This is a genomic window from Streptomyces sp. NPDC036984, from assembly GCF_055607665.1.
Window position 1 is genome coordinate 1 of record NZ_JBVJRL010000090.1, and the last position, 1160, is coordinate 1160.

1 protein-coding gene is annotated in these 1160 nt (G+C 63.2%); it reads right to left on the minus strand.

Going from position 1 to position 1160, the window contains the following annotated elements; translation table 11 throughout:
• On the minus strand, positions 1-1142 hold a 1142-nt coding region (locus ACZ7DL_RS39085), incomplete at its 3' end, for a condensation domain-containing protein (RefSeq protein WP_470781850.1).
• Positions 1143-1160: the final 18 nt, after the last annotated feature.

Sequence of the window (1160 nt, forward strand, 5' to 3'; positions counted from 1 at the left end):
TTCGCCGTCCCCGACGGCACCGCCTCCAACCTCGCCGACTCCACACCCGGAAAATCCAAATCCCACCACGCACGCCCCTGCCAACTGAACATCACCTGAAACAACGGATGAAACGACCCCGACCGCTCCGGATTCAACACCTCCACCAACCGCTCAAACGGCACATCCTGATGGTCATAAGCCGCCAACGCCTTCTCCCGCACCCGCCCCAACACCTCAACAAACGACGGCTCACCCCCCAACCCCACCCGCAACACCCACGTATTCACAAAAAACCCCACCAAATCAGCCAACCCCTCCTCCCCCCGACCCGCCACCGTCGACCCCATCACCACATCCTCACCCGCACCCACCCGCGACAACACCACCGCCAACACCGCCTGAAACACCATCGGCACCGTCACCCCACACCCCGCAGCCAACCCCTCCACACCCGCCATCAACCCCGCATCCACCCCGAACTCCACCACCCCACCCCGACCACTGCCCACCACCGGCCGCGGACGATCCCACGGCAACACCACCTGCTCCGCCACACCCGCCAACTCACCCCGCCAAAAACCCAACTGCCGCGCCATCACACTCCCCGGATCAGACTCCACCCCCAAAAACTCCCGCTGCCACAACGTGTAATCCACATACCGCACACCCAACTCAGGCCACACCGGCTCACCCCCACCCACCCGCGCCCCATACGCCGCCGCCAAATCCCGCCCCAACGGCCCCATCGACTCCCCATCAGCCGCAATATGATGCACCACCAAAACCAACACCCACACACCCCCACCACACCGCAACAACCACGCCCGCACCGGAATCTCCACACCCAAATCAAACCGATAACCCACCAACCCCGCCACAACCTCCCCCACACCCCCAACACCCACCTCCACCACCGGCACCTCCACCACCACCTCACCCACACCCAAAACCCGCTGAAACGCCACCCCCCGCCCATCCTCACCAATCACCGTCCGCAAACTCTCATGCCGCCCCACCACATCCCCCACCGCACCCCGCAACGCCTCCACATCCACCCCACCACACAACCGCACCACAAACGGAATATTGTAAGCAACCGACCCACCCTCAAAACGATCAATAAACCACAACCGCCGCTGAGCAAAAGACAACGGAACCATCACACCTCAACTCCTCGA